The organism is Aureimonas sp. AU12 (assembly GCF_001463705.1).
In the GTDB taxonomy this organism is placed as follows: Bacteria; Pseudomonadota; Alphaproteobacteria; order Rhizobiales; family Rhizobiaceae; genus Aureimonas.
On the sequence record NZ_BBWH01000047.1, the window covers coordinates 46,140 to 72,503 of the forward strand.

Genomic DNA, 26,364 nt, shown 5'->3' on the forward strand with positions numbered 1-26,364 from the left:
TCTTTCTCGGCGAGGTCAGGACGAGGCCGGGAGCGCCTTGGCCTCGGCGCGGGCTTCGACGGCGGCCTGCGGCTGAGGCGCGGGGTTGGGCGCGGGGGCCACGACCTTCGCCAGCACCTCGTCGCGCGGGCCGAAGCGCTCCACCATCCCGTCGCGCAGCAGCAGGATCTTGTTCGAATAGTTGAGGGCCGACATGCGGTGCGAGATCACCACCACGGTCGAGCCCATGCGCCGCAGGTTGACGATCGCCGCCAGCAGCGCCTGCTCGCCTTCCGAGTCCAGCGATGCGTTCGGCTCGTCGAGCACCACGAAGGACGGCTTGCCGTAGACGGCGCGCGCGAGCGCCACGCGCTGGCGCTGGCCGACCGACAGCATGGCGCCGCCCTCGCCGAGTTCGGTGTCATAGCCGTCGGGCAGGCGCAGGATGAGGTCGTGGACGCCCGTCATCTTCGTGGCTTCCAGCACGGCGGCATCGTCGGGCTCGGGCGCGAAGCGGGCGATGTTCTCGCGCACGGTGCCGGAGAACAGCTCCACGTCCTGCGGCAGATAGCCGAGATGGCGGCCGATATGATCGCGGCCCCAGGAGTGCATCTCCGCGCCGTCGAGGCGCACGGAGCCGGAGGAAGGCCGCTGCACGCCGATCAGCAGCCGCGCCAGCGACGACTTGCCGGCGCCGCTCGGCCCGATCAGGCCGAGACAGTCGCCCGGCTCCAGCGCAAAGGCGACGTTCTTGAGCAGGGCCTTGTTGGTGCCGGGGAAGGCGTAGAAGCAGCCCTCGACCAGGAGCCTGCCGGCGGGGCGGGGCAGTTCCATGCCGCGCTCGGCGGCGGGAAATTCGAGCAGCAGGGCGTTGAGCCGTTCGAAGCTCTGGCGCGTGCCGACGATGGTGCTCCAGGAGCCGACGGCGCGCTGGACCGGGGCCAGAGCCTTCGACACCAGCATGACGGCGGCGAACATGATGCCGGGGCCGGCGAGGCCCTCGATCACGAGGAGGGCGCCGCCCGCGAGCATGGCGACCTGGAGGAAATTGTTGAGGAAGCGGATCGCCGCCTGAACGGTGCCGCCGCGCTCGGAGGCCTGTTCCTGCGCGCCCAGCATGGCGAGGCGGTCGCGGTTCCAGCGGTTGGTCAGGCCGGGCAGCATGCCCATGGCGTAGATGACCTCGGCGTTGCGCAGGCCCGAATCGGTGGCGGCGTAGGAGCGCTGGCCGGCGATGTTGGCCTCCTTCAGCGCCGGCTTGGTCACGTATTCGTTGAGGAGGGCGAGGCCGAACAGGAGGATCGCGCCGACCGTCGCGGCGAGGCCGAGCCGCCAGTCGATCATGCTGATGACGATGAGGAAGATCGGAGCCCAGGGGGCGTCGAGGATGGTGTTGGTGACGTTGCCGGCAAGGCCCTGGCGGAACGTGTCGAGATCGCGCAGCGCGGAGGCGCGGGCGGGGCGCCCGGCGCGCAGGCCCGCATTGACCACGGCGTCGAGGAGACGGGGCGCCATCTTGCGGTCCAGCATCGTGCCGATGCGGATCAGGATGCGGCCGCGCAGCTCTTCGAGGGCGATCATGACCAGGAAGGCCATGATGACGGCGATGGAGAGAAAGAGGAGGGTCGCCTCGGACTGCGAGGTGATGACGCGGCTGTAGACCTGCGTCATGTAGAGGGGCATCGCGAGGAAGAGGAGGTTCGATCCGAAGGAGAACAGCGCGGCGAAGGCCATGGGCTTGGCGCCAGCGCGGATCGCATCGCGCATTTCCGGCGCGAGGGTAACGTTCATCTGCATGGATCGCCTTTGCGAACGGACGCTGCGGAACATGACGGCGCCCGCACGCTCGAACCGCTCACACCAGCCAAACACGGCTTCTTGAGGGCAAATGCGGCTGAGACGGGGGCTGCCAGGGCCCGACCATACAGGCAAAGCCGGGCTTTTCCTATGTCCCGGCCCGCGTCAATCGCGTTTCCACCGGGCAAAAGCGGCATGCGCGAGAGCGCCGGCCCGGCGGAACGCGCGGCGAAGGCGGCGGATGGGGACGCTTCTCCTGCCGCGCCCGTGTCGGACTGGACTGGGCGGGGCGGGGCCGAGGGGCGGGCGCGGGGGAGACGGCGCCCGGGCGCCGCGTCAGGCGGCCTTGTCGGCGCGAGCCCAGAGGTCGAACTGCTCGCCCTTCGACACCGTGACCTTGGCGAAGCCGGCGCGATGGAGGCGCTGGCCGAGGGTCGTGCCGGTGTAGCCCGTGCGATGGGCCATGAAATGGTTGCCGCGTGCGATGGACGGGCGGTAGCCGTAGAGAATGTCGAGCGGGGTGATGGGGCCGGCGGGCGCGGTATAGGCGGCCTCCTCCAGCTTGCCATCGGCCAGAAGCTGCCCGATCGACTGGAGATCGGGACAGGTGATCACGGCGAAGCCGCCGGGCTTCAGCACGCGCAGGAACTCGGCGAAGGCGAGGGGCACCTCGTGGTCGTAGAGATGCTCGACATTGTGCGAGGAATAGAGCGCATCCATCGACCCGCTCTCGACGGCGCTCATGTCCGTCATGGTGCCGATGATGTCGGGCTGCACGCTCGGATCGATGTCGAACCGGATTTCACGCCAGTCGGACTGACGGAAGAAGTCGGGGAGCTTTTTGGGGTTCGGCGCGCCGCAACCGACGTGAAGGCAGGCTTTCTCGACTGTCGACACATTTGTCAAAAGGGCATTCCTCGCAACAACCTCATTCAACAAGGAAAAGAAAAAGGGCGGCTTGCGCCGCCCTTTCCCATCTTAGTGGCCAGCCTGATTAGGCAATCGTCAGATCGCCGGCAGTGATAGTGCCCGCGGCGCCCGAGAAGCCTGTGAGCTTGACCAGCACGTCGTTGGCAGTGATGCCATCAGTGCCATCGGAGATGAACACGTAGGTGTCACCGGCGTTCACGAAGAACGCAGCTTCACCAGCCGTGTTGCCACCGATGGTGATCGCAGCGGAAACGGCGCTCAGCTGTTGAGCAACGGTGGTATCCGCAGCGTTGAACGTGGCCAGACCATTGGCCGCGATCGAAGCCGTCCCAGCCGCAGCGGTAGAGCCACCTGCCTGGAAGGTAATAGCCGTGGCAAAGTCAATCACATCGCTTGTCGCAGCGGTGTTGAAGTCGGTGATCGTGTCGAAGTTTGTTGCCGACGGCGTACCCGTATCGCCAGCCGCGAACCGGAACACGTCCGCACCTGCACCACCGGTGAGGATATCAGCGCCGGTACCGCCAACGATCGTGTCCACGCCAGTCCCACCGACGATGCTGTCGTTACCAGCGCCACCCGTCAGAAGGTTAGCACCGTTTCCACCAATGATGGTGTCAGCCAGCGAACCACCAGTAATCGTATCGGCGCCAGCGCCACCAGTGACGCTGAAGCGACCGTCGGTCTCAGCAGCACCGTTGAAGTTCAGCGTCGTCGCGAGCGCGCCGTCAACCGTCAACGTCGTACCACTCGCCACGAGGCTATTAAGCGTCGTGATCGTCGTGGTGGCGGCACCGAGCGTGATGGTCTCGATACCCGAAACGTTGTTCAGGTCATCGCCAGCAGCCGTTGCGTCCGTGAACGTCAGCGTGTCGGTGCCTGCACCGCCGACGACCGTATCGGCCGAGGTGAGGGAGCCGGCAAACGTGAACGTGTCGTTACCAGCACCGCCGTCAAGCGACACGTTACCAGCTGCGACGGTGATACCGTCGTTGCCTTCGCCGCCGAAGATGGTGTCGTTGCCGCCGGTACCACCGCTCAGAACGTCATCACCCGCGTTGCCGAAGATAAGGTCGTTGCCAGCGCCACCGGTGATCTGGTCGATGCTGCCATCAACCGTATCAACGCCGCCGTTGCCACCATAGATGGTCGAGTTGCCGAGGAAACCAGCCAAGCTGATCGTGTCCGCACCTTCACCACCGTAGACGACCGCGCGGGCGTCTGCCGAGAACGCGAGACCAGCGTTGCCGAACGTGATGTTGTCGCCGCCCTGACCACCGTAAACAGTGTTCAGACCAGTGCCGTTGATCGTGATGACGTCAGCGCCACCGTTGCCGAACACGAGGTTGTTGCCAGCGCCGGTCACAGTGATGTTGTCGAGCAGATCTGTCGCGTCGACCGGACCCGTACCACCGTAGATCGTGTTGTTACCATTGCTGGTAACGTTGATCGCATCAGTCTCGGAGCCACCAAACACGAGGTTTGCAGCCGTACCGGCAGTCGCCGCAACCGTGATCGTGTCCGCGCCCACGCCACCGTAAACGGTGTTGCGGCCGTTGCCGTTGATCGTGATGCCGTCAGCGCCACCGTTGCCGAACACGAGGTTCGCGCCATCGCCGTTGACCGTGATCGTGTCAGCGCCATCAACGCTGTCGGTGCCGCTGATGCCGCCGTAAACGGTGTTGTTGCCAGAAGACGTAACGGCGATCACGTCGTTGCCGGTGACGTTCTCGCCACCGTAGACGAGGTTGCTACCAACCGCGCCTGCCGAGCCGACGGTGATGTTGTCAGCGCCCTGACCGCCGTAGACGGTGTTGTTGCCGTTGGTGTTGACGACGAGCACGTCGTTGCCGCCGTTGCCGGTTACAAGCGCGGTGCCGCCCGAGAGGCCGCCGCCGGCAGCGCCGGTCGAGTTGATCGTGATGTTGTCGTTGAGGTCGTTCGGATCAATAGCCGTACCGCCACCGAACACCGTGACCGTCTGACCCGTTACAGGGGCAAGGAAGATGTTGTCCGAACCAGCGCCACCGATGACCGAGTCGGAGCCACCGAGCGACGTGATGATGTCGTTACCGCCGTTGCCGAAAATCGTGTCGTTGCCGGTACCAGCAGTGATGACATCCGCGCCATCCACCGAGTCGGCATTCGAACGACCACCGAAGACGAGGTTGTTGCCGTTGCCAGCAGCGAGCGTGTCGCCGTCGACCGAACCAACGAGAATGTCGTTGAAGTTCGTGCCGTTGGTGGCGGCGCCCGAGGTGGCGAACAGGAACGAACCGCCGTCAGCGCCGACGATCGCGGCCGGACGAGCGGCGAGCGTCGCGTAGGTGGCGCCGGTCAGCGTGAGCGAGGCGCCCGAAGCGAGGGTGACGACGACGCCAGCGGCGGTGTCCTGGACGTTGCGGACCTGGGCGGGCGCAACGTTGAAGTTCAGCACGTCGACGGCCGGGTTGAAGGCGATCGTCTGCGACGCAGATCCGTCAAATGTAAAGGTAGCCATGTGTTCTCCTAGGAGCCCGAAAAGGACAGGATGCGAGCGTGCACACTGCGCACCCTCCTTGCGTCGATGCCATTACGCAAAGGCAATGAAATCTGCGTTGGAGGTATGCATACCGGTTGAGGAGGATGCAATATGGAAAATGTCCTTCACAACCCCCGGGAATCCGAGTGATGCGGCCCCGCCACAGCAGGACAGAAACGGTGGCGTCCCCTGCAGCGTGGGCGTAAGCGCCTGAAAATTGGGCGAATCTTCATCGTTGTCTTGGCGATGGCGAGCACCGAACAGGGCTCGTCGGCGGCAAACCCTGCAGGTTGCGGACATCTCGTAGTCGGACAACCCCTGAACGAATGGGTGCTGCCGGGATGCACCCGGAGAGGCAGGATGATGGGTTCCCATGCTGCGGGTGAGCGCATCGAAGGGCGGTGGCCCTGATTCCTGTGCTGCGCACACGGAGCCGCTGTCGCCGGTTCGGCATCCGCGACGGACGCTTGAGCGTCGTGTTCCCACGCGGATGGACGGTTCTTTTCGCTGTCGGCTTTCAGCCAACCGGACCGAGGGGGGTGAACGGTTCGTGCTCCGTCGTCGCCTCGAACCGTGACGATTTTCATCCTCCGCTTGCCGGCGGGCGCTCCGCCGGCAGATCTTTTCCTGCGGATCGATGGCCTCACACCCGTTCGAAGCGGCAGGCGGCAAGGAGGGCAATGCTCTAACGTTGGGGGTGGTCCCGGCGAAGCCGACGCTCAGGCGGACTTGAGCAGCGTCCGCCGCAAGGCGTCGTCGAAGTTGACCTTCGGGTTCCAGTCGAGCGTCGATCGCGCCAGGGCGATGTCGAGGATGTTGGCGTCGACATCGGACGTGCGTCCGTCCACCAGCTCACGCTCGAACCGCACGCCGAGCATGCTTTCGACCCTGTCGATGACGTCGATGATCCGGCGCCCTTCGCCGCTGCCGATGTTCAGCGTCCGGTTCGCCGCCTCCGCCCGGTGCATGGCGCGCTCGATGGCGTCCATCAGGTCGTCGATGTAGATGAAGTCGCGCACCGCCGCGCCGCCGCCGATGATGCGGATCGGCAGGCCCTGTTCGTGCCGCGAGACGAGGGCCGGGATCAGGCCCTGGCCCTTGCGGAACGTCTGGCCGGGCCCGAACGGGTTGGCGACGCGCAGGATCACATGCTCCATGCCGCTGAGGCGACCGTACATGGCGATGTATTGCTCGACCACGAGCTTGGTCATGCCGTGCGAGCTCAGCGGACGGGTCGGATGCGTCTCCGGGATCGGCAGCTGTTCGGGCTGTCCGTAGACCGTACCGCCGGACGACAGGAAGACGAGCCGCTCGACGCCGGCCGTGATGCAGCCCTGGACGAACTGCACCTGCGGGATGACGTTCTCGCGGATGTCGCTCAACGCATAGCGGTTCTCGAGGCCCGGGCTGGAGGTGCTGACGAGCTGCACGACGACGCGCAGGTCCTGCAGGCAGGACGCCATGGAGATGTCGTCGCCGAGATCGGCCTGAACGAGATCGACGCGCTCGCCCATCTCCTGCGCAAAGGCCGGATCGAAATGGCGCGACACCGCGCGGACCTTTTCCGCTCCTGCCGCCAACCGGCGCACGAGATGGCGGCCGATGAAGCCGTTGGCTCCGAAGATGCCGATCATCTGAAGCTAGGCCATCTGCCTGTCATCGGACGACACCAGGAATGTGCGTGGCTGCGATCCGCAAGCCCGCATGCTCGACAGCGAACGGGATCAGCCGCTCCAGAGCATGAAGAAGCGTCCCGTCGATGGGAAGAGGCTCGTCGGGATACTCGTTCCAATCGATGTCGAGGTCCCACAAGGGACGGAGTGCATCCGTTCTAGCCCAGAACATCGTTCCGATCGGGAAGGTGAAGTCGTCTACCAGCGGTGTGGCGATGCCCATGCGCGACGCGATATCCTCGGCAAAGGGTCTGTTCTGATCCCAGCCGACAAGGTGCGGATCTTCCGGAAAGACTAGGCCGATGCTTCGATCCTCGACCATTCGCCCAAGGACGGTGTCCATCATCGGATGGGTGGGCCCCAAAAGATGCTGCCAAAGGAAGTCACGCCACCGATCGCCGTATCCACCCTTGCCGCCGGCAATGTGCGTGCTGCGTTTACCGTGGACATGTCCGACGATATCGTAGTCTCGCGAGACCTGCGCGAACTCGGTGAGGAGGGGGCCGATGTCGCGGCCCTTGTTCGGTACGCACCTCACGTCCACCTCACCAAGCCGGTAGAGCTTCGTCGCCCGACGGATGAGTTCGACGCCCTCGTCATCGTTGGTCGTCAGGAAGAGATCGCATTTCGAGCGGTTGGGCACGAGACACTCAAGGAGTTCCAGCACCAGATCTGGATAGTGGAAGTGTCCGTGCAGGACCGTTCGCAAATCGTTCGGCGCTGCCGCCGGACGATCTTCTGGCGCGATGACGGCATGAGCCCACGCACCCGTCGGCCTGCCGCTTCGCAGGAATTCGACGAACGGATCCGCGTGGGCGTGCTCGGGATTACTGTGACGATAAAGGAGCGGATGAAAACCGGGTGCCGGCCTGCGCGGATGAACGCGCGATCTGCTCGTTCGATAGGCACCGGCGTTCTCCGCAAATGCCAGGTAATGAGCGAGGGCCTGAGCATCGGTCAGGTGAGCGAACGCTTCGCCCTTGTAGAACGCGGCGTCGAAGGCGCCTTGAGCGGACAAGTAATCAGCATCGTCCTTGCGGGCTCGTACGCGTTCGGCTGCCGCATGCCCCAGTTGGGCCAGGTTGGATACATAGGCGTCCATGTCGAACACCTGTTCGCCAAGCCGGCGGAGCGCCGTTCCTAGTTGCTGCCGTCTCTCCTCGTCGGTCGCAAGTTCCGCGACAAGCCGGCCGGCCGCGCTCGCATCCTGATGCGGCACGACCAATGTCGCCGTTGCCGGCTCCCGTTCGAGCAGGTCGGCGAAACCGCTTGCGCTCGCAAAGCAGACGACCGGCAGCCCTGCCAGCGACGCATCGATGGCGACGTTCGGCAGCGGATCGAGGCGTGACGTCAGAGTGAAGATGTCGGCCTGCGCGTAGACGGCGCCTAGGTCGGGCGTGGACGGGAAGATGTCCAGCACGTCGGTGAGTCCGGAAATCTCGATCTGCGCCTTCAGATAGGCCGAGTACTGGACGTCGACCTCCGGATCGTAGCCATGTCCGAACCAGACGAACCGAAACCCGCGATCCGGGGCAGCGCGCATTGCAGCCTCAGCCATGGAGATGAAGAGGTCGACCCCCTTTCGATGCTGAACGGTTCCCATTCCGACGACGAGACAGTGTGCTTCTTCGCCGGCCCGGCGCAGTGACACCGCTACGCCAGGGCCGGCCGCTTTGCGTCGTGACTGCGGATTGGCAGGAACCGTCGACTGGCCTTGTGGAATGATATGCAGCAGGCGTTGTCCAAGGACCGGATACTCGACTTCTGACAGCCGCCTGACGAGATCGGCGGAAAAGACAATTTCATCCGACAGTGTGAAAAGCTCTTCCAGCACGCCCGCAGGCTTCGTGTAGGAAGCAAATTCATGAACCAGAGATACGACCGGCAGCATCTGCCGCGTGCATTCGACAGCGTAGGCACGCGTTTCGACGCTGTTGGCGATCACGTAGTCGATATCGTAGCGCTCGCAGATCTGGCGGATGATGTAGCGCGCCTCCGCGGCGCTGCGTCCGGCCGACGTCTCTAGTGGCCCTATGAGACCGTCTACATCTCTTGCGAAATGTTCGGTCAGTTCTCCTTTGCCGAGCAGGAGCGCCAGGACACGGTGTGTCGGCTTCAGCTTCCGGGCGATGTTCCAGGCAAGGATCGGCGCGCCGGTGCGCGACGCCTCGTGCACCAGAATGAGAACGGTCGGTCGACCATCTGCAGGCTCGATCTCGGGATATGCGAGTCGGGACGAGGTAGAGATCGCCACACGACCCTCTGCAGCACCATGCGCAATATAATGATGCAGAAGATTAATGGGCAGCCGTCCGAGTTCAGGATAGAGAGCACGGTAGAAGCCTGGATCGAATTGACTGGATGGCTTCAGATCCTGCTCTTCGCCAAACAGAATGTAGTGTTCCAATGGCGACAGTTTTTCTGCCTCGGCTTGTTGGCGTCCTTCGTAATTCAAAGGGTCGAAAAGGCGACTTCCTTCAATCGTGGCGTAAACCTGCTGGTTGATGTCAGCTCTCTGAAGCGTATTGGCAGAAACCGGCGCAGGTAGCGCGGGCTGGTGCCCTCGCACCTTGCCAACCACTGCTTTGACTTGAGACCGGACAGGCGCAGGAATCTGCTTTGCCACCCCGATAAGATGTCGCGCGAGCTTCCAACTCATCGAGCTCTGGATGACAGAAAGTTCATGCGAAACTGTACTCGCACGGATGGCTAGCTCGTTTGCAGCGATATTCGCGGCTGTGACAAGCGACGACGTCTCATTGAGTTGACGCCCGAGATTGCCGATCTGCGTTTGGTCATCCGCAGAGCGTCGTTCGAGAAACGCAATTTCGGAATGAGCTTGATCCAGTCTTTCTAGATCGCTCTGCCCTTCATGTATCAGCCGTTCGAGTTGGCTTCCCGCCTCGACCAATTGGCGGTGTGCGTCGCTGATCTCATCGTCCTTGGAGCGGACGACGGCATCCATCGTGACCGCGTGGTCTTCCAGTTGCTGGATGCGATCGTCTCTTACGACGTCGAGGTCGCGTTCTGCCGCAACATAGCTTCCGAAAAGCGTCTCACTCTTCCGCTTCTCGCTCGACAGCGCATCGAGAGTTGCCGTGGCCTCTGGATCAGGGCTCTGGCTAAGAGCGCATAGCGCTTTCCAGGCGCGGACCACGTCCCTTCGCAAGCCGTCGCCCGATGCGATCGAGGTGTCTTGCGTGCGGTGATGACGAAGGTCGTTCGACAGGAAGGCGTCTGCGCGCTGTCCTGCACGATCGAGACTGGTTGGCCAGACGATGTCGAGATCGACGGCCATCTTCTCCGCGGCGACGCGCCAATTCCCCAAGAGGTCTGAATAACGGACGAAGCTGCGGCGTGTCCCGCGCGAGTCCCGCTCGGCGGCGAGTGTATGATCGAGCCAGAGTAGCAGGCCATGCGGCAACGAGAGCTTGTTGCGCCGTGCCAGTGACTCTGCCACCTCAAAAGGGTGACGAAGAGGAATGACGACCATCGGTTCGATCGCAAGCGTCTTAAGTGCCGCGAACCACATGGGCAGGAAACGGCAGGCTCGCGGATCCTTGAACGCTGTGAGGCGGAGGCCCCCAATTTCAGTTCGCAGCAGCGCTACCAACTCGTCGACCGCACCCGAGTCTCTCGCGCCTTGGAGATCACGCGCATCAAGACTGGTTGGATCGTCGTAGGCCGATCCCAGTGTCTTCAGGATCCGCTCGTGAAACTCGACGACCGCCTCGTTCTCGAAGAACCCTCTTGGGTTGTCGACTTTACCGGCGATCAGCTTGCCGGGCAGACTAATTCCGAGGGCGTGAAGCAGTCCGCCAACGGCGGAGGTTCCGCTTCTGTGCATGCCAGCGACGATGATCGTTGAGCGATGGCTGATCGGCTGGCTGACACCGACGTCCTTGATGTCCGATTGCAAGGATGCGCTGTCGGTACCCGTCATTTCCTGCCCATCCAAACGAAGTCTGTCATATCGATGATTTGCCTTCATGAACCGCAATCGGCTCCCATGGCAAGTAGATGTCTGTCCGCTCGTCCATCGTATGAGTGACTATAACGGCACCAGCGAGGACCGCGGTTCGAATGTAAGATCGCTCTCGCCATCGTTCGATGGGTTCATATCTCAGTCGCGATCGCAACTCTCGGTTTCCTCACAATGGCTGTCACCCATGCATCTCACCGGCATCCACCACCTGACCGCCGTCACCGCCGATGCGTCGGGGAATCATGATTTCTACACGCGCGTGCTCGGCATGCGCCTGGTGAAGAAGACGGTGAATCAGGATGATGTCAGTGCCTATCACCTGTTCTACGCGGACGGCGAGGCCAATCCGGGGACGGATCTGACCTTCTTCGACTGGCCGGTGGCGCGCGAGGTGCGTGGCACGCATTCGATCGTGCGCACCGGTCTGCGGGTGGCGGGGGCGGCGGCGCTGGCCTTCTGGGCGGAGCGGCTGCGGGCCGAGGGCGTGATCGTCGGCGAGGTCGCGACCGTCGGCGGGCGCGCGACGCTGGGCTTCGAGGACCCGGAGGGCCAGCGGCTGGCGCTGATCGACGATGGCGGTGCCGGGCCGGCCTCGCCCTGGGACCGTAGCACGGTCGAAGCGGCGCACCAGATCCGCGGTCTCGGGCCGATCACGATGAGCGTGCCGGATCTGGCGCCCACCGACCGCGTCCTGCGCGAGGTCCTCGGGATGCGGCCCGTTCGCGACTATCCCAGCCTGTCCGGCCAGGGCGTCACGCAGGTCTACGCGATGGGCGAGGGCGGGCCGGCCGCCGAGCTGCATGTCGCGGTGGAGCCCGGCGCGAGTGCCGCGCGGCAGGGCGCGGGCAGCGTCCATCACGTGGCCTTCCGCATTCCCGATGCCGATTACGAGGCCTGGGCCGAGCGGCTCGCGGGCATTCGTCTGCCTAAGAGCGGACCGGTCGATCGCTTCTACTTCCGCTCGCTCTACTTCCGCGAGCCCAACGGCATCCTGTTCGAGATCGCGACCGACGGACCAGGCTTTGCGACCGACGAGCCGATGGAGACGCTCGGCGAGCAGCTGTCGCTACCGCCCTTCCTCGAAGCGCGCCGCCGGGAGATCGAGGCCGGTCTCAAACCTCTATAGGACAGGCACAGAAGGGAAGCGACCGTCGAAGTTGATTGAAAAACAGGCATGCCGACTTCGGTGGCATTTTGCTTGACTCTGCGATCGATCCCGGTAGGGTCGGCGCCACATACCGGCCTCGCCGGACGGCAAATGCGCCTCGCGACCCTCCCTCTTCCGATGGAGGCGCGGGGTTTTTTTGTTTCGAAAGATCCCGAATGCCGCAGTCTCCTGCAGTGTCGGTCCCGCTGGGACTGCTTTTCTCGACCGAGGGCGACTACGCGTTGCTGTCGGACGAGGCCCGTCGCGGCGCGCTGGCTGCCGTCAGCCGTGTCAATGCAAGTGCCGAGCGGCGCGTCTCCTTCGAGGTGCACGAGGCTGACCCCACCGGGCGCACCGATCGCTACGCACCGCTCTGCGCCGATCTGCTGCGCGGCGGCGAGATCCGGCACGTCGTCGGCTGCATCACGTCCTGGAGCCGCAAGGAGGTGGCGCCCGTCCTCGAGCGCCATGGCGCCATGCTCTGGTATGCGCCGCCCTACGAGGGCTACGAGGCGCACGACCGGATCGTCTATCTCGGCGCCTGCCCGAACCAGCATATCGTGCCGCTGCTCGGCTATGTCGTGCCGCGCTTCGGCGCCGATGCCTTCCTCGTCGGGTCGAACTACATCTGGGGCTGGGAGGTCAACCGCATCGCGCGCGATCTCGTGGGCGATGCCGGCGGGTCCGTGGTCGGCGAGCGTTACCTGCCGCTCGGCGACGTCGAGGTGTCCCGCATGATCGAGGAGATCCGCGCGACGCGGCCCTCCTTCGTGCTGAACAACCTGATCGGGCCGTCCTCCTACGCCTTCCTCAGGGCCTATGCGGCGCTCGCTGCCGAGGACGAGGCGTTTCGCGCCGACATTCGTCCCGTCATCAGCTGTAATCTCGTCGAGCCCGAGATCGCCGAGCTGGATGGGGCGGGCGAGGGGCACATCGCGGTCGGCCCGTTCTTCGCGGGCATGGCGCGCTCGCCGCTGCCGGAGGCCGCCGTCACCTCGTCCTTCATGGCCTCGGCCTACAGCGCCGTGCTGATCCTCGCCGACGCGATCGAGGCGGCCGGCGACGATGCGCCCGAAGCGGTCTGCCGGGCCTTTGCCAGCCGATCCTTCCTGACGCCGCTCGGCGATATCGCGATCGATCCGCACAACCATCATGCCGATCTTCCCGTGCGCATCGGCGTCCTTCGCGGCGACCGGTTCGAGCCGCTGTGGCAGAGCCCGTTCCTCGTCGCGCCCGACCCCTATCTCTCGCATTACGATCCGCGCACCGCGTTCGCGCGGCCGGCGCTGCGGGCGATCTCGTGACTCGGCGCGACCGCATTCCCAATCTCGGCGGCTCGCGCGCCGTCGTGCTGCACAAACCGCATGCCAACACCGCCGTGATCCTGCGCCAGCTGGCGGCGATCGGTCTGGAGGGCGAGGCTTTCTGGCCGGACCTGCCGACCTCGGTGCTATCTGCCGACTTCGTGTTCTTCGATGCCGATCTCTGCTTCGACGAGCAGTTTCCGTGGGCGCCGGGCGAGGCGCCGATGCCGATGGTGGCGCTGATCGGATCCGAGGCGCCCGGCAGAATCGAATGGGCGCTGCGCCACCGCGCCGATGCGCATCTGGTCAAGCCGGTGGGGCCGGCCGGCATCTATTCGGCGCTCCTCATCGCACGGCAGGGCTTCGACCTGCGCCAGCGCCAAGCCCGGCAGATCGCCGATCTCGAGCGACAGGTCGCCGAGCGCCGCACCATCGTCGCGGCGACGCTGATCCTGATGGAGGGCGGCAAGAGCGAAGGCGACGCCTTCGCGGCACTGCGCCTCCTCGCCATGTCCTGGCAGATCACCGTCGAGGCGGCCGCGCGGCGGGTCTGCGACCTCAAGAACGGGGAGGACCGGCGTGACGGATCATATCGCCACTGAACCCCTCCTGCCCGTAGCGACGCCGCCGGTCGCGGCGCGCAACGCGCTCGTGCGGCTGCTGCACCGGCCGCTCGCGGCCTTCGGGTTGGCGCTGGTGGTGCTCGTCGCGCTCGCCGCGGCGCTCGCCCCGTGGCTGGCGCCCTTCGATCCCAACGAGCAGTTCTTCGACGGACTGACGCTCGAAGGCGCGCCGCTGGCGCCGAACGCCACCTACTGGCTCGGCACCGATCTTCTCGGCCGCGATCTCCTGACGCGCATTCTCTACGGCGCGCGAACCTCGCTCGTCATCGGCGTCGTCGCCAACGGCACGGCACTCGCCATCGGAACGCTTGTGGGTGTTCTCGCGGGCTTCTACCGCGGGGTGCTCGGCTCGGTGCTGATGCGCTTCACCGACCTGATGATGGCGTTTCCCGCGCTCCTGCTCGCCATCTGCCTCGCGGCGATCCTCCATCCCAGCCTCTGGATCGTGGCGATGGTCATCGCCTTCGTGAATTGGGTGCAGATCGCGCGGGTCATCTACACGGAGACCTCGACGCTAGCCGAGCGCGAGTTCGTGCAGGCCGAGCGCTCGCTGGGCGCGGGCGACGCGCGCATCCTGTTCCGTCACATCCTGCCGCATCTCACCTCCACGATCATCGTCTGGGGCACGCTCGGCATCTCGACGACGGTGCTTCTGGAGGCGACGCTGTCCTTCCTCGGCGTCGGCGTCCAGCCGCCGGACGCCTCGTGGGGCAACATCATCTTCGAGAACCAGACCTACTTCCAGGCCGCGCCCTGGCTGGTCTTCTTCCCCGGCGCTGCGATCCTTCTCCTGGCGCTCGCCTTCAATCTCGTCGGCGACGCGCTGCGCGATGTTCTCGACCCGACCGAGCGGGGGCGCGACTGATGGCCGTCTACACGCTGCGCCGCCTCGTGCAGGCCGCGCTCATCCTTCTCGGCGTTTCGCTTGTCACCTTTGCGCTGCTCTTCATTCTCCCGGCCGACCCGGTGCGCCAGATCGCCGGGCGCACGGCGAGCGCGCAGACGGTCGCCAACATCCGCGCCCAGCTCGGGCTCGACCAGCCCTTCCTCGTCCAGTACCTGCGCTATCTCGGAAATCTGCTGCAGGGTGATCTCGGGCGCTCCTACCTGCAGCGCTCCCAGGTCTCGGAGCTGATCGTCTCGCGGCTTCCGGCCAGCCTGCTGCTGATGGCGGCGGGCATTGCCTGCGAACTCGCGATCGGGCTGACGATGGGACTGGTCGCGGCGGTGCGCCGGGGTTCGGCCACCGACCATGCCCTGATGGTCGGCTCCTTCGTCGGCGTCTCCGCGCCGCAATTCGTGGTCGGGCTGCTTCTCCTCTACGTCTTCGGCGTCAAGATCGGCTGGTTCCCGATCGGCGGCTACGGAACATGGCGCCATCTCGTGTTGCCGGCGCTGACGCTCGGGATCCTCGGCGCCGGCTGGTATTCGCGGATGATGCGATCCTCGATGATCGACGTGCTCCGGCAGGACTACATTCGCACCGCGCGCGCCAAGGGCCTGCCGCGCGCCGCGATCCTGTTTCGCCATGCGCTGCCCAACGCGATCCTGCCGGTGGTGGCGATGATCGGCATCGACATCGGCATCTTCATAGGCGGCATCGTCGTGGTGGAAAGCGTCTTCGGCTGGCCCGGCATCGGCCAGCTCGCCTGGCAGGCGATCCAGCGCGTCGACATTCCCATCATCATGGGCGTCACGCTCGTCTCGGCCCTCGCGATCGTCCTCGGCAACCTGATGGCCGATCTCGTCGCCCCCTTCATCGACCCGCGCATCCGCCTGAAATGATGCGCCCCGCTTTCACCCCGCTCGCAGTCCCCCTTCCACCCCGCTCGCCAAGGACCGTATCCCCATGATGACGCTTCTGAAATCCGGCGCCGCCGTCGCCGCGCTTCTCGCCGGCCTCGCCGCCGTGCCGTCGCTGGCGCAGGAGGCCGCCGGCGGCTCGATCACCGTCACCTACAAGGACGACGTGGCGACGCTCGACCCGGCGATCGGCTACGACTGGCAGAACTTCTCGATGATCAAGGCCCTGTTCGACGGGCTCATGGACTACGAGCCGGGCACCGCGACGCTGCGGCCGGGGCTGGCGGAGAGCTACACGATCTCGCCGGACGGCACGGTGTTCACGTTCAAGCTGCGCGACGGCGTCAAATTCCACAACGGCCGCGTTATGACCGCGGACGACGTGAAGTACTCGCTCGACCGCGTCACCAACCCCAAGACGCAGTCGCCGGGTGCCGGCTTCCTCGGCTCGATCGCGGGCTACGACAAGGTGTCGGCGGGCGAGACCGCCGAGCTCTCTGGCGTCAAGGTGGTCGACCCCAAGACGGTGGAGATCACCCTGTCGCGTCCCGATGCGACCTTCCTGCAGGTGATGGCGCTGAACTTCTCCTTCATCGTGCCGAAGGAGGAGGTCGAGAAGTCCGGCGCCGATTTCGGGCGCAATCCGGTGGGCACCGGCGCCTTCAAGCTGGCGGAATGGACGCTCGGCCAGCGCCTCGTCTTCGAGAAGAACTCCGACTACTACCGCTCCGATGCGCCCAAGCTCGACCAGATCAACTTCGAGATCGGCCAGGAGCCGATCGTCTCGCTGCTGCGCGTGCAGCAGGGCGAGGTGGACGTGCCCGGCGACGGCATTCCGCCCGCCAAGTTCCGCGAGGTGATGGACAACCCGGAGGCCAAGTCGCACGTCGTCGAGGGCGGGCAGCTGCACACCGGCTACATCACGATGAACACGACGCTCGCCCCCTTCGACGACGTGAAGGTGCGCCAGGCCGTCAACATGGCGATCAACAAGGATCGCATCGTCCAGATCATCAATGGACGCGCGGTGCCGGCCAACCAGCCGCTGCCGCCGGCGATGCCGGGCTACGTCAAGGACTACCAGGGCTACAAGTACGACGTGGCGGCGGCCAAGGCGCTGCTGGCCGAGGCCGGCCATGCGGACGGGTTTGAGACCGAGCTCTTCGTCGCCAACACCGATCCCCAGCCCCGCATCGCGCAGGCGATCCAGCAGGATCTGGCGGCGATCGGCATCAAGGCCTCGCTGCAGAGTCTGGCGCAGGCCAACGTCATCGCCGCCGGCGGCTCGAAGGAGGGCGCTCCGATGGTCTGGTCCGGCGGCATGGGCTGGATCGCCGACTTCCCCGATCCGTCCAACTTCTACGGGCCGATCCTCGGCTGCGCCGGCGCCATCGAGGGCGGTTGGAACTGGTCGTGGTACTGCAACAAGGACATCGACGCGCGGGCGGCAGCGGCCGACGCGATCGTCGATCCCGCCAAGGCCGACGAGCGCTTCAAGCTCTGGGGCGGCATCTACACCGACATCATGAAGGACGCGCCCTGGGTGCCGGTCTTCAACGAGCAGCGTTTCACGCTGCGCTCGCCGCGCATGGCCGGTGACGACAAGCTCTATATCGACCCGGTCGCGACCCCGATGAACTACCGCTACGTGACGGTGAACGATGTGCAGTAACTGCGACTACACGATCCACGGCCGGCACTTTCACTATGGCTGGGACAACACGTTCGAACCGGCGCAGCGGGTCGCGCCGGGATCGACGGTGTTCTTCGAGTGCCATGATTCCTCGGGCGGCCAGCTGAGCGCGAAGAGCACGGCCGCCGACATCGCCGCGCTCGACTTTGGCAAGATCAACCCGGTGACGGGGCCGATCCATGTCGAAGGCGCCGAGCCCGGCGACGCGTTGAAGGTGACGATCGAAGGGTTCGAGCCCTCCGGCTTCGGCTGGACGGCGAACATTCCCGGCTTCGGGCTTCTGGCCGAGGACTTCAAGGATCCGGCGCTGACGCTCTGGTCCTACGATCCCGCGACGCTGGCGCCGTCTGCCTTCGGCGCACATGGCCGCGTGCCGCTGAAACCGTTTGCGGGCACGATCGGCGTCGCGCCGGCCGAGCCGGGGCATCATTCCGTGGTGCCGCCGCGCCGGGTCGGCGGCAATCTCGACATTCGCGATCTCTCGGCCGGTACGGTGCTCTACCTGCCGGTGGAGGTCGCGGGCGCGCTGTTCTCGGTCGGCGACACCCATGCCGCGCAGGGCGACGGCGAGGTCTGCGGCACCGCCATCGAGAGCCCGATGAACGTGACGCTCAAGCTCGACCTCGTGAAGGACGCGCGGCTGCGGATGCCGCGCTTCTCCACGGCCGGGCCGGTGACGCGCCATCTCGACGCCAAGGGCTACGAGGTGACGACCGGCGTCGGGCCCGACCTGATGGCGGGGGCCCGGCATGCCGTTGCCGACATGGTGGAGCTTCTGGCCGGGCGTTACAACCTGAACCCGGTCGATGCCTACATGCTGGTCTCGACCTGCGGCGACCTGCGCATCTCCGAGATCGTCGACATGCCGAACTGGGTGGTCTCGTTCTACTTCCCCCGGATCGTCTTCGAATGACGGTTCACCACACCATCGCCGCGCTCCAGAAGGGCGCGGCGGCCCGCCATGTCCTGTCCGTGCAGGGGCTGACGGTCGATGTCGGTTCGCCCACGGGGCGCCGGGCGGTGGTGAGTGATCTCTCCTTCGACCTCTCGCGCGGCGAGACGCTGTGCATCGCCGGCGAGTCGGGCTCGGGCAAGTCGATGACCTCGCTGGCGATCATGGGCCTCCTGCCCAAGCCCGCCGCGCGCCTTGCGGCCGGCTCGGTGCGGCTCGGCGCGCAGGATCTCGTTGGCCTCGAAGAGGCGGCGCTGCGCACGATCCGCGGCGACCGGATCGCGATGATCTTCCAGGAACCGATGACCTCGCTCAACCCGGTGCTGACCATCGGCCGACAGCTGACGGAGGCGATCCGCGCCCACCGGCCGGTCAGCGCGGCCGACGCCGCGCGTCAGGCGGTGGCGGCGCTCGATGCCGTGCGGATCCCGCAGGCGGCGAGCCGCATGGGCCAGTATCCGCACGAGATGTCCGGCGGACAGCGCCAGCGGGTGATGATCGCGATGGCGCTGGCGCTCCAGCCCGACGTGCTCATCGCCGACGAGCCGACGACCGCCCTTGACGTCACCGTGCAGGCGCAGGTGCTCGGCCTCCTGAAGGATCTGCAGCGCGATCTCGGCACCGCCATCATTCTCATCACCCACGACATGGGCGTCGTTGCCGAGATGGGCGACCGGGTCGTCGTGATGCGCCACGGCCGCAAGGTGGAGGAGGGGACCACCGCCGACCTCTTCGCCCGGCCGCGCACCGACTACACGAAGGGGCTTCTCGCCGCTGTGCCGCGCATCGGCTCCGGCACCGGCCGGCGTGCGACCCGTGCGTTCCCTGCCGAAGCCGCGACTCCGGCCGTCGAGGTGCGCGATCTCACCGTGCGCTATCCCGTGCGCGGCGGCCTTCTCGGCCGCACCCATTCGCTCGTCCACGCCGTCGAGGGCGTCTCCTTCGCCATCGCGCCGGGCGAGACGCTGTCGCTCGTCGGCGAATCGGGCTGCGGCAAGTCGACCACCGCCAAGGCGCTGGCCGGCCTCGCGCCCTATGCCGGTGCCATCACGGTCGAGGGCCGCGACATGGCGGGCCTCGGCCGCGCCGGGTCCAAGGCCATGCGCCGCGACGTGCAGATGATCTTCCAGGATCCCTACGCCTCGCTCGACCCGCGCATGACCGCCGGCGCACTGGTGCGCGAGCCATTGGACATCCACGGCGTCGGCACGAAGGCGGAGCGGCGCGAGCGCGTCGCCGGCCTGTTCGACCGGGTCGGTCTGTCGCCGGACGGGCTGGATCGCTATCCGCACGAGTTTTCCGGGGGGCAGCGCCAGCGCATCTCGATCGCGCGCGCGCTGGCGCTGCGGCCGAAGGTGATCGTCGCCGACGAGAGCGTCTCGGCGCTCGACGTTTCGGTGCAGGCTCGGGTGCTCGATCTTCTGCGCGAGCTGCAGGAGGAGTTCGGCATCGCCTATCTCTTCATCTCTCACGACATGGCGGTGGTCGAGAACATCTCCGACCGTGTCGCCGTGATGTATCTCGGGCAGATCGTCGAGATGGGCACGCGCGACCAGATCTTCGGCGCGCCCCGCCATCCCTATACGCGCCGTCTGATCGAGGCGGTGCCGGTGCCCGATCCCTCGCGCAAGCGCCCTGCGTTCCTGCGCATGGAGGGCGACCTGCCGTCGAGCGTGCGCAGGCGCGGTGACGCCCCGGCGCGGCAGGAGCTCGTGGATGCCGGCGGCGGCCATCTGGTGGCGGTATCCGCCGCCTGAATTCGACGCGCCCCCTGCCTTGCGCACGCGACGGTTTCGTGAATTCCCGCATGCGCCATGCTATGGAACAAGACACACGGTCCCTCGGGACGGACAGGAAGAGCGGTCGCGGCGAATCGACCGCCTCGGGGCGGGAGAGACGACGCTGACATTCGATTTCGCGCCGGTCAGACGTCCCATCGCCGGACAGCCCCAGCGGCTGCACGGCTCGATCGCGCAGGATATCGGCACCGCCATCCTCACCGGCCGCTACCAGCCGGGCGACTTCCTCGCCAACGAGGTGCTGTTTAGCGAAAAGCTGAAAGTCTCGCGCACCGCCTATCGCGAGGCCATCCGCATCCTCGCCGCCAAGGGCCTCGTCAGCAGCCGGCCGAAGGCGGGCACCTCGATCAACCCGCGCGCCAGCTGGCATTTCCTCGACCCCGACGTGCTGCGCTGGATCTTCGAGCACGGGCCGCCGGATGCGGGCTTCGTGCGCGAACTCTTCGAGCTGCGCCAGATCGTCGAGCCCTCGGCCGCCGCGCTCGCCGCGGTGCGACGCACGCCCGAGCATCTGGAGCAGCTGCGCGCCGCCCTGGCGGGAATGGCCGATCACGGGCTCGCGGTGGAGGAGGGGCGCAACGCCGACCGCGTCTTCCACGAGACCATCCTTCAGGCGACGCGCAACGAGACGCTGGGCACGCTGGCGAGCGGCATCTCCGCCGCCGTGCGCTGGACCACCATCTTCAAGGCGCGCGACGGCCGCATGCCGCGCGATCCCGTGCCCGATCATTCCGCGGTGTTCGAGGCGATCGAGCGGCGCGAACCCGAACAGGCCCGCACGGCCATGGTGGCGCTGGTGGGGCTGGCCCTCAACGACATCCAGTCGGTCGATCCGCGCCTGCGCTCCGTCTCGGACGACGTGCTAGCCACGCTCGGCTGACGCGGGAAGCACCCGGTCGGTTGCGTTGGGTCTTGCCCTTTGTTCTGGCCACATTGTCCAACGGCGAAGCGAGTTCGTTCGCCTGAAATGCGCTAGAGCCAGCCCGACCGGCGGAAGCGCAGGAACAGGAACCCGGCGATCCCAAAGATGCCGGCCAGAACCATGTAGTAGCCGTAGCGCCAGCTCAGCTCCGGCATGTGCTCGAAGTTCATGCCGTAGATGCCGGCGATGGCGGTGGGCACGGCGAGGATCGCCGCCCAGGCGGCCAGTTGACGGGTGATCGCGCCCTGGCGGTGCTGCTCCAGGAGGCTCGAGGCCTCAAGGATCGAGGAGATGCTTTCGCGCGCGCCCTCGACCCGCGTCGCCACCCGCTGCACCTGATCGTGGACGTCGCGGTAGTAGGGGCGGATGTCGGCATCGAGCGAGGGGTGGTCGAGATGTTCCAGCCGCCGGCACACCTCCTCCATCGGCCCCATGATGCGGCGGAAGCGGATGAGATCGCGGCGGATCGCGAAAATCCGGTTGATCTGGGGCCGCGTCAGGAACGCGTCGAGCGCCTGGCGTTCCATGTCGAGAAGATCCTCCTCGATCGCCTCGACGATCGGCAGGTAGCTATCCACCACGAAGTCGAGCACGCCGTAGAGGACGTAGTCGACGCCGTGCCGCAGCAGCAGCGGCGAGGCCTCGATCTGCGCCCGTAGCGCCTTATGGTCGTTGCGCGAGCCCGTGCGCACGGTGACGATGTGGTGCTCGCCGATGAGGATCGCGGTCTTGCCGTATTCGATCGTGTCGTTCTCGCGCACGGCGGTGCGGGCGACGATGAATAGCTCGTCGCCATAGGTTTCGATCTTCGGGCGAACCTGCGTGCGCCGCACGTCCTCGATAGCGAGGGGATGAAGCTGGAAGCAGCGGGCGAGGGCGTCGAGCTCTTCTTCGCTGGGATCGACGATGCCGATCCAGGCGAACTCGCCATTCTCGAAATCAAGCGATCCCGCGTCGGCGAGCGTCGCGGCGCGAAGGCGTCGGCCCTTGCCGTAGATGTATCCCGCAACCACCGCCATGGGCGTCCTCCGCCGGGCAGGCCGCCCGCCGCGCCCCGATAGCGCGTTTCATGCGTCGCGGGCCAGTATCTTGGCGCCTGCAGCCTCAGCCGGGCGAGCCGAAGCTGCGCACGAAGCGCTCGCGAAAACCCTCCATCGGCCAGACCGGAGCGTTCCCGGCGGGGCGAAGGCCGGGCGTCCAGTTCCAGGACCGGATTCGCTTGATGACGGCGGGATCGTCGGCGACGATGTGGACGGGAACGTCGCGCGAGGCACCCGGTCCGGTGACGATCGCCGCCGGCTGGTGGTCGCCGAGAATGACGAAGACGGTGTTCCCGCCATGGCGCTCGATGAATCCGCCCAGCGTCGCCAGCGTGTAGTCGATCGATGCGGCATAGGCGGTGCGCACCGTTTCGGGATCGCGCCAGACCCGCTCCGGCGTATCGCCGCGGCGCTGCTCGGCGGTGAAGCCCGATCCGTCGCCGATCGTCTCCCATGGCAGGATGTCAGCGATCGGCGTCCAGGGCGCGTGCGACGACAGGAGCGCGATCTCGGCCATGACGGGTTCGCGCGGGCGAGCGCCCCGCCGGCTCTCGAAGGCCGAGAGCGTATACTGGTCGGGCATCGTCACCCAGCCGAAGGGGAGCCCGCGATAGCCGAGATCGCGCGCCGCATAGACCTCGCGATAGCCGAAATAGGCCGCTTCCGGCCAGGCCATCGTGATTCCCGGCATGACCGCGAGCGTGCGCCAGCCGGCCTGCGCGAAGAGGCGGTTCAGCGTTGGGCGCGGGCTATCGATCATCATCGCGTAGCGCTGGCCGTCCGTCGTCGGCAGGCCCGAGAGAAGCGCGCCATGGGCGAGCCAGCTCTGCCCGCCGACCGTGGGCGAGGCGAGCCAGCCGCTCGCCATGACGAAGCCGCGTGCGGCGAGGTTGTCCTCCAGGCCTGTCAGGCGCGCCGTCGTGGCTTCGCTGTAGCGCGGGTCTTCGAGGACGCTGCGTCCGTAGGATTCGACGAAGACCACCACAACGTCCTTGCCGCGCAGGGCCTCGAAGAGCGGGGCGGGGCCGAGCGTGGCGATCGGGTCGTCGGCGATGATGGCGGCGAAACGCGTCCGGTCCTCCAGCGAGCGGACCATCGCGCGGGCGTGGTCGAGCAGGAACGGCCCTGTCGTGGCCTGCACCGGGACGGGCGTTTGGAGGGCGGCCCCGGCCGTCAAGACCACCAGAAGAAGCGCGGCCAGACCGATGCCCGCCTGTCGCAGGCGCCGCCGATGCGGCAGGCCGAGCCGCGCGAAGGCGCCGAGCGCATGGAACAGAAGTCCGGCGAGGCCGACCCAGAGAAGGACGATGCCGGCCACGGCCGCAAACGCTGCGACCGTCCCGATCGTGCCGGACAGGAGGTTCCAGCCCGCCGCGACGAGGGGGAGATCCACGGCCGGATTGAAGGATCGGCCGAAGGCGGCGAAGGCGCCGAGATCGGCCGCCTTGAGGAGGACCAGTCCGGCAAACAGCGCCGTCGTCGCCCAGCGGGCCGCCGCGAACCATCGCCCGCGTGCCGCGAGAAGCAGCAGTACGAGCAGCGGCAGTTCCAGCGGAGCCCGCGTCTGACCCGACAGTCGGACGGCTTCCGACGGCATGATGAGGGCGCCCGCAAGAAGCAGAAGCGCGACCACGATCCAGCCTCGCGTCGAGATCCGAAATCTCATGCGTGAAGGCTCGCATAGACGTCGCCGGACCCGGCATCCGTGGGCAGGGCGGCCAGGACGGCGCGCATGCCGGCAGCATTGGTCCAGTCAGGCAAGGCGAACCGATGCGCCTCGCCGACCACCCGGTTGAAGCGATAGGGACCGAGCGTTTCCAGCCGGACGAGGCAGGTGTCGGCGAGCGCGCAGGCCGCCGGCAGGTATTCGAAGGCGATCATCGGGATCGGCTGCGACAGCCCCGCAAGGATCTCAGCCTCCATGCCCTCCACGTCGATCTTGCAGAAGCGCGGGAGGCCGAACTCCGCGACGAGGTCGTCGAGCGTGCGGACCGGCACCCGGACCGTCCGGTCCCATGCCACGCCGGAAAAGCCGGCCGCGCCGCCGACCTCCGCGATCCATCCCACCGAGAGCGACGACACGGTCGGGTGGCGCCGCGAGACATGCAGCGTGGCGCGGCCGGGCTCGGCGCCGATCGCGCCCTCGACAAGCGTCACGTCGCGGCGTGGCAGGGTGGCGCGCAAAAGCCCTGCGAAGAGCGGTTGCGGCTCGACGGCGACGACGCGTGCGCCGAGCGAGAGCAGCGTTCGCGTGCGGCTGCCGACATGAGCGCCGATGTCGAACGCAAGATCGCCGGGGCCGACGAGCCCTCCGTAGAAGCGTCGCAGGGCCAGACGGCGCCACGGCTGGCCGTAGTAGATCGCCAGCGAGCGGGCGAGACCGATCGCCGACGCCGGATCCAACCTCACGCGGTCGCCCGCGTCGGCCGGGTGAGGAGCGAGACGATGTCGCGGCCGAACGAGGCGCAGAGGAGCGCAAGCGCGAAGGCCGCGAGCACGGGCGAGAGGGGCGGCACGACCGGCGGCACAGCGAGCGCGCAGAGCACGACGATCTGCACCACGCAGACGGCCTTGCGGAACCGCGACGGCGCGAGTTGGCCATCCAGCACCGGCCAGACCTTGCCGGCCAGCCAGAAGCCGTAGCGCAAAAGGCCGATGAGCCAGACGAAGGCGCCGGCCTTGCCGAGCTGGAAGGCCAGCACGCTGAGGAAGAGGATCAGGAGCGCATCGATTTCCATGTCGTAGCGTGCGCCGAAGCGGGACGCGAGATCGGTGCGCCGCGCCAGCCAGCCGTCGATCCCGTCGAGCGAGAGGTTCGCGAGGGCGAGCCCCGCCGCCGTCCAGGCCAACCATCCGTCGGGCTCGGCCCAGTGGCTCGCATCGACCGCCAGTCCGCCGACGATCGCGGTCATCCCGGCGCGAAGGCTCGTCACCGCGTTGGCCGGCCCGAAACGCCGGGCGCCGTGGGAGGGCAGGTTGACGAGGACGAGCGCCGCGATCGCCGCGAAGGTCAGGGGCGCGAAGGCGACGAAACCGATCCCTAGGGCAGCCTGGCTCGCCAAGGCCAGCGTCGCGGCCACGGTAAGCAACCCGACGATGCCGAGAAGCGCAGCGGCCTGCCCGCGCGAGCGTCCCACCGAATCGACGGCCGCAAGGGAGCCGTCAAGGCGGTGCACGAGGATCTCGGCGGGCTGCGGCACGGACATGCGGTCTCTCAGGGAGCGGCGGCGATTAGGCTGTCGAGATCGAACAGATGGCCCGATTTCTGCGTCTTCGTCCTGAGATAGGACAGGTTTTGCGGGGTGACATCGCCGAGGACGGGCGTGCGCGCGGCAACCCTGATGCCCGCGCGCTCCAGGAAGGTCGCCTTGGCCGGGTTGTTTGTCAGGAGATCAACCGACGCGATGCCCAGCCCCCGTAGCATGGCAACGGCGGCCTCGTAGTGTCGCTCGTCCGGACCGAAGCCGAGGATCGCGTCGGCCTCCACCGTATCGAGCCCCTCGGCCTGCAGACCATAGGCGCCCATCTTGGCGGCGATCCCGGTGCCGCGACCCTCCTGGTCGAGATAGAGCAGCACGCCGCCGCCGCGATCCTTCAAGGTCACGAGGCCGCGCCGCAACTGGTCGCCGCAATCGCATTTCAGCGAGCCGAACAGGTCGCCGGTGATGCAGGAGGAATGAATCCGCACGGGAACCGGCCGCGTCGGATCGATCTCCCCGACGACGATCGCGACTTGATCGCGCTGCGCCAATCCACCCCGGAACACCACGAATTCGCCGTCGCCCACATCCTTCAGCGGCACCCTGGTGCGCGCGACGATTTCGAACCGCGAGGTCGCATGCGTCCTGGCCCAGGAAAGATCTTTCAGATCGATCTCGACGCAGCCCTCGAAGCGGGTGTCGCCGGGCGCGACCTCGACGCAGGCCAGCACCGGCAGGAGCAGCGCCGCACGGGCCAGCGTGCAGGCGGCGCAATGAAGAGGGCCGGCGTTGCGAGACAAGTCCGGCGTCGCAGCGTCGCGCGCGGTGCCCAGGCGGAAAGCCTCCGCAAACGAGACGCCGCCGAGCGCCACGAGCGCACCCGTGGGGCGCTCCAGCCCGAGAGCTAACGCGCGAACCGGCGACAGGAACAACTCGTGGCGGTCGCCCGCTGCCGCGGCGAACCGCGCGTAGGTCTCGGGCGCCGCGGCATCGAGCGAC

The 26,364-nt window shown here is 66.7% G+C and carries 19 protein-coding genes; 9 read left to right on the top strand and 10 right to left on the bottom strand.

Annotated features, from left to right (window positions below):
* Window positions 1–15: 15 nt before the first annotated feature.
* The 5 genes from AUL33_RS18875 to AUL33_RS21760 form a co-directional block, all read right to left on the bottom strand.
* Complete coding sequence (locus AUL33_RS18875) at window positions 16–1,770, bottom strand: type I secretion system permease/ATPase (RefSeq protein WP_244492348.1); 1,755 nt, start codon at window positions 1,768–1,770, stop codon at window positions 16–18.
* Between the two features lie 342 nt (window positions 1,771–2,112).
* Window positions 2,113–2,673, bottom strand: a complete 561-nt coding sequence (locus tag AUL33_RS18880) for a methyltransferase domain-containing protein (RefSeq protein ID WP_244492350.1) — start codon at window positions 2,671–2,673, stop codon at window positions 2,113–2,115.
* Between the two features lie 97 nt (window positions 2,674–2,770).
* On the bottom strand, window positions 2,771–5,203 hold the full coding sequence (locus tag AUL33_RS18885; RefSeq protein ID WP_062212020.1) for a calcium-binding protein: 2,433 nt from the start codon (window positions 5,201–5,203) through the stop codon (window positions 2,771–2,773).
* A 740-nt stretch (window positions 5,204–5,943) separates the two neighbouring features.
* Window positions 5,944–6,858, bottom strand: a complete 915-nt coding sequence (locus tag AUL33_RS18890; RefSeq protein ID WP_062212022.1) for an NAD-dependent epimerase/dehydratase family protein — start codon at window positions 6,856–6,858, stop codon at window positions 5,944–5,946.
* Window positions 6,859–6,880: 22 nt separating this feature from the next.
* Window positions 6,881–10,840, bottom strand: a complete 3,960-nt coding sequence (locus AUL33_RS21760) for a rhamnan synthesis F family protein (protein WP_192843222.1) — start codon at window positions 10,838–10,840, stop codon at window positions 6,881–6,883.
* Between the two features lie 226 nt (window positions 10,841–11,066).
* Here AUL33_RS21760 and AUL33_RS18910 point away from each other — a divergent pair, with 226 nt between their 5' ends.
* The 9 genes from AUL33_RS18910 (at window position 11,067) to AUL33_RS18950 (ending at window position 21,083) form a co-directional block, all read left to right on the top strand.
* Window positions 11,067–12,008: a ring-cleaving dioxygenase gene (locus AUL33_RS18910; protein WP_062212035.1), complete on the top strand. Its 942-nt coding sequence runs from the start codon at window positions 11,067–11,069 to the stop codon at window positions 12,006–12,008.
* 197 nt (window positions 12,009–12,205) lie between these two features.
* Window positions 12,206–13,333 (top strand): transporter substrate-binding protein, encoded by a 1,128-nt coding sequence (locus AUL33_RS18915; protein ID WP_062212038.1) that lies wholly within the window; start codon window positions 12,206–12,208, stop codon window positions 13,331–13,333.
* Entirely contained in the window at window positions 13,330–13,935 is a 606-nt protein-coding gene (locus tag AUL33_RS18920) for an ANTAR domain-containing response regulator (RefSeq protein WP_062212041.1), read from the top strand. The genes AUL33_RS18915 and AUL33_RS18920 overlap by 4 nt, the downstream gene beginning before the upstream one ends.
* 7 nt (window positions 13,936–13,942) lie before the next feature.
* Window positions 13,943–14,821, top strand: a complete 879-nt coding sequence (locus tag AUL33_RS18925; RefSeq protein ID WP_062212085.1) for an ABC transporter permease — start codon at window positions 13,943–13,945, stop codon at window positions 14,819–14,821.
* Window positions 14,821–15,741: an ABC transporter permease gene (locus tag AUL33_RS18930; RefSeq protein ID WP_062212044.1), complete on the top strand. Its 921-nt coding sequence runs from the start codon at window positions 14,821–14,823 to the stop codon at window positions 15,739–15,741. The genes AUL33_RS18925 and AUL33_RS18930 overlap by 1 nt, the downstream gene beginning before the upstream one ends.
* A gap of 64 nt (window positions 15,742–15,805) precedes the next feature.
* Window positions 15,806–17,431 (top strand): ABC transporter substrate-binding protein, encoded by a 1,626-nt coding sequence (locus AUL33_RS18935; protein WP_062212047.1) that lies wholly within the window; start codon window positions 15,806–15,808, stop codon window positions 17,429–17,431.
* Entirely contained in the window at window positions 17,421–18,365 is a 945-nt protein-coding gene (locus AUL33_RS18940; protein WP_062212050.1) for an acetamidase/formamidase family protein, read from the top strand. Before AUL33_RS18935 ends, AUL33_RS18940 begins: the two co-directional genes overlap by 11 nt.
* Window positions 18,362–20,161 carry an ABC transporter ATP-binding protein gene (locus AUL33_RS18945; RefSeq protein WP_082652736.1) on the top strand — a complete coding sequence of 600 codons (1,800 nt, stop codon included), beginning with the start codon at window positions 18,362–18,364 and terminating at the stop codon, window positions 20,159–20,161. Before AUL33_RS18940 ends, AUL33_RS18945 begins: the two co-directional genes overlap by 4 nt.
* Window positions 20,121–21,083, top strand: a complete 963-nt coding sequence (locus AUL33_RS18950) for a FadR/GntR family transcriptional regulator (RefSeq protein WP_082652737.1) — start codon at window positions 20,121–20,123, stop codon at window positions 21,081–21,083. Before AUL33_RS18945 ends, AUL33_RS18950 begins: the two co-directional genes overlap by 41 nt.
* Before the next feature lie 92 nt (window positions 21,084–21,175).
* On the opposite strand, the gene corA is transcribed toward AUL33_RS18950, so the two are convergent.
* The 5 genes from corA to ribA all read right to left on the bottom strand — a co-directional run.
* Complete coding sequence (gene corA, locus AUL33_RS18955) at window positions 21,176–22,144, bottom strand: magnesium/cobalt transporter CorA (protein ID WP_062212053.1); 969 nt, start codon at window positions 22,142–22,144, stop codon at window positions 21,176–21,178.
* An 85-nt stretch (window positions 22,145–22,229) separates the two neighbouring features.
* Window positions 22,230–23,831 carry a sulfatase-like hydrolase/transferase gene (locus AUL33_RS18960; protein WP_062212055.1) on the bottom strand — a complete coding sequence of 534 codons (1,602 nt, stop codon included), beginning with the start codon at window positions 23,829–23,831 and terminating at the stop codon, window positions 22,230–22,232.
* Window positions 23,828–24,574 carry an FkbM family methyltransferase gene (locus tag AUL33_RS22565; protein ID WP_202815315.1) on the bottom strand — a complete coding sequence of 249 codons (747 nt, stop codon included), beginning with the start codon at window positions 24,572–24,574 and terminating at the stop codon, window positions 23,828–23,830. Before AUL33_RS22565 ends, AUL33_RS18960 begins: the two co-directional genes overlap by 4 nt.
* Complete coding sequence (locus AUL33_RS22570; protein WP_062212061.1) at window positions 24,571–25,371, bottom strand: CDP-alcohol phosphatidyltransferase family protein; 801 nt, start codon at window positions 25,369–25,371, stop codon at window positions 24,571–24,573. The genes AUL33_RS22565 and AUL33_RS22570 overlap by 4 nt, the downstream gene beginning before the upstream one ends.
* A gap of 8 nt (window positions 25,372–25,379) precedes the next feature.
* On the bottom strand, window positions 25,380–26,364 hold a 985-nt coding region (gene ribA, locus AUL33_RS18975; RefSeq protein WP_062212064.1), incomplete at its 5' end, for a GTP cyclohydrolase II RibA.

What these genes read in the sequence shown, in the direction of transcription:
- AUL33_RS18940 (WP_062212050.1), top strand. Translation starts at nt 17,421, where the DNA reads ATGTGCAGTAACTGCGACTACACGATCCACGGCCGGCACTTTCACTAT.
- AUL33_RS18950 (WP_082652737.1), top strand. Translation starts at nt 20,121, where the DNA reads ATGCCGGCGGCGGCCATCTGGTGGCGGTATCCGCCGCCTGAATTCGAC.
- AUL33_RS18945 (WP_082652736.1), top strand. Translation starts at nt 18,362, where the DNA reads ATGACGGTTCACCACACCATCGCCGCGCTCCAGAAGGGCGCGGCGGCC.
- AUL33_RS18915 (WP_062212038.1), top strand. Translation starts at nt 12,206, where the DNA reads ATGCCGCAGTCTCCTGCAGTGTCGGTCCCGCTGGGACTGCTTTTCTCG.
- AUL33_RS18930 (WP_062212044.1), top strand. Translation starts at nt 14,821, where the DNA reads ATGGCCGTCTACACGCTGCGCCGCCTCGTGCAGGCCGCGCTCATCCTT.
- corA (WP_062212053.1), bottom strand. Translation starts at nt 22,144, where the DNA reads ATGGCGGTGGTTGCGGGATACATCTACGGCAAGGGCCGACGCCTTCGC.
- AUL33_RS18935 (WP_062212047.1), top strand. Translation starts at nt 15,806, where the DNA reads ATGATGACGCTTCTGAAATCCGGCGCCGCCGTCGCCGCGCTTCTCGCC.
- AUL33_RS22570 (WP_062212061.1), bottom strand. Translation starts at nt 25,371, where the DNA reads ATGTCCGTGCCGCAGCCCGCCGAGATCCTCGTGCACCGCCTTGACGGC.
- AUL33_RS18875 (WP_244492348.1), bottom strand. Translation starts at nt 1,770, where the DNA reads ATGAACGTTACCCTCGCGCCGGAAATGCGCGATGCGATCCGCGCTGGC.
- AUL33_RS18885 (WP_062212020.1), bottom strand. Translation starts at nt 5,203, where the DNA reads ATGGCTACCTTTACATTTGACGGATCTGCGTCGCAGACGATCGCCTTC.
- AUL33_RS18910 (WP_062212035.1), top strand. Translation starts at nt 11,067, where the DNA reads ATGCATCTCACCGGCATCCACCACCTGACCGCCGTCACCGCCGATGCG.
- AUL33_RS18890 (WP_062212022.1), bottom strand. Translation starts at nt 6,858, where the DNA reads ATGATCGGCATCTTCGGAGCCAACGGCTTCATCGGCCGCCATCTCGTG.
- AUL33_RS21760 (WP_192843222.1), bottom strand. Translation starts at nt 10,840, where the DNA reads ATGACGGGTACCGACAGCGCATCCTTGCAATCGGACATCAAGGACGTC.
- AUL33_RS18960 (WP_062212055.1), bottom strand. Translation starts at nt 23,831, where the DNA reads ATGAGATTTCGGATCTCGACGCGAGGCTGGATCGTGGTCGCGCTTCTG.